The 2,153-nt window shown below is 66.9% G+C and carries 3 protein-coding genes; 1 reads left to right on the forward strand and 2 read right to left on the reverse strand.

From position 1 onward, the window contains the following. Positions 1-138: 138 nt before the first annotated feature. Complete coding sequence (locus ABZ646_RS45520; protein ID WP_360533368.1) at positions 139-498, forward strand: STAS domain-containing protein; 360 nt, start codon at positions 139-141, stop codon at positions 496-498. A gap of 81 nt (positions 499-579) precedes the next feature. Here the strand turns inward: ABZ646_RS45520 and ABZ646_RS45525 are convergent, their stop codons facing one another. Beyond that, the gene (locus tag ABZ646_RS45525) at positions 580-1,422 is read right to left on the reverse strand and encodes an RNA polymerase sigma factor SigF (protein WP_360533371.1); all 843 of its coding nucleotides are present in this window, start codon (positions 1,420-1,422) and stop codon (positions 580-582) included. A 281-nt stretch (positions 1,423-1,703) separates the two neighbouring features. Then, entirely contained in the window at positions 1,704-2,063 is a 360-nt protein-coding gene (locus ABZ646_RS45530; RefSeq protein ID WP_360533374.1) for an STAS domain-containing protein, read from the reverse strand. Positions 2,064-2,153: the final 90 nt, after the last annotated feature.

Here is a 2,153-nt window from a genome sequence, read left to right on the forward strand (position 1 = left end):
GGGTACCGCGCACGCGCAACATGTACCTGTGGGTGGCAGGGCCATCCGGGTGCAGTACCAGTACCATGCGCGAGCAGATCCACATCGAGGAAGTGCTGGGTACGGCGTCACCGACACTTGCTGAGGTGCTGAGGGACTATGGCGGACAACCGTTCTGCAGGAAATGCGCGTCTGTCGATCAACCTGAGCCATACCAGGGGCGTCCGGGTGGTCACGGCGTGCGGCGAGATCGATCTCGACAGTGCTCCGCAGCTGCTGAATGCCCTGAACGCTGATGACGCTGCCGCTCAGGTGACGGTGGTGGATCTCAGCGGCGTCACCTTCATGGACTCCAGCGGCATCAACGCTCTCATCACCGCCCATCACACCGCGCAGCGCCACGGCGGCCGTCTGCGACTCGCCGCACCGAGCCGCGCTGTCTCCGAGACCCTCGGGATCGTCGGTATCCCCGAGGTCATCCCCTGCCACCCAACCCTGCGCGAGGCACTTGCCGTCTGACCTCCGCCAGCCGGACGAATTGAGCATGGCTAATGCCCGCCACGGCCATGGCGGGCATCAAGAGGGGTACCGCTAATAGGCTCAGCCGGTCATGAGCATGCCTTCGCGCAGCCGGGCCAGGCACCGGGACAGCAGTCGCGAGACGTGCATCTGCGAAACACCCAGACGTTCGCCGATCTGGGCCTGGGTGAGCTCCTCCACGAACCTCATGTGAATGAGCTGCCGGTCGCGCTCGTCGAGCTCGGCGATCATGGGTGCGAGGGCATGGAAGTCCTCCACCAGCTCCAGAGCCGTGTCCTCGGTCCCGATGAAGTCCTGGAGCGCGGCCTCGCCGTCCTCGCTCCCGTTGAGCGTGGCGTCCAGGGAGGAGGAGTTGTAACCGTTGGAAGCCAGGCGGGCCTCGCGGACCTCGTCCTCGGACAGGCTCATCAGCTCCGACAGCTCCTTGACCGTCGGGTCACGGTCGAGGCGGCTGCGCAGTTCCTCGGTCGCCTTGGCGAGCTGGACGCGGGCCTCCTGCAGCCGGCGCGGCACGTGCACGGCCCAGGTCGTGTCGCGGAAGAAGCGCTTGATCTCGCCGACGACGTAGGGGATGGCGAAGGAGGTGAACTCCACCTCGCGTGACAGCTCGAACCGGTCGATGGCCTTGATCAGGCCAATCATGCCCACCTGGACGATGTCCTCCATCTCCTCCGGCCCCCGGCTGCGGAACCGGCCGGCCGCGTAGCGGACCAGGGACATGTTCATCTCGATCAGCGTGTTCCGGGCGTAGCTGTACTCCGCGGTGCCCTCTTCCAGCACCGCCAGCTGCTGGAAGAAGAGCTTGGACAGCTCGCGAGCGTCCTTGGGCGCCACCTGGGAAGGATCGACGACCTCCGGCAACTCGGCCGTCCGGGTGTGCGTTGCCAGCGTGCTGGGCGCCATGCTGATACCCTCCCACGATCGATCTCACCGCTGCTGCCTGCCGAAACGGCCGACGACAGCGCGCCTACCCCGCCATCCTGCACCCATGCCTGCTCCCTGAGCGAACGGTGAATCGGACTCCGCTCAGGCGCTAGGACGCATGGCGGGGCCAGTACCCCTGAGCCGACAGCGGTCGTTGCGCAGGGCCGTACCGTCCGCCCGTCCGAACCCTCACAGCTGACCTGTCCGCAGCCGCTGGCGCTGCTCGGCGGCGCGGCTTTCGAGCGAGCGCCGACAGGGTGTCAGGAAGCAGGGTTGGAACTGGCAGCGGGACCGTGCTGTGGTCGCAGTACGAACAAGGCGTCGAGGCCCGTGATCGCAAGCACGCGAAGCAGAACCGGCTGGACGCCGGTCAGAGCGAATTCCGCCCCGGCCTGTAAGGCACCGCCTCTGGCCGCTACCAAGGCCGTGAGGCCGGCCGCGTCGCAGAACGACACTCCGGCCAGGTCCAGCAGCAGCCGGACCGGCCGTTGATCTAGACATTCAGCCAGGACAGGGCACAGTTCCGGACCGGTGAACTGGTCCAGTTCACCGAAGACGCCCACCACCGCCGTGCCGCCCTCATGGACAACCAGGGTGGTGATGCCTCCTGCGCCGCTCATCCCGCGTCTCCCTCGATCGCTGTGACGCCAGCGTGCGGGCACAGTCGGGTTCCAAGGACGCACCGGCACAGCGCGTTTCTGAGCCCGTGC

Source organism: Streptomyces sp. NPDC007162, from assembly GCF_040634175.1.
Lineage (GTDB): Bacteria > Actinomycetota > Actinomycetes > Streptomycetales > Streptomycetaceae > Streptomyces.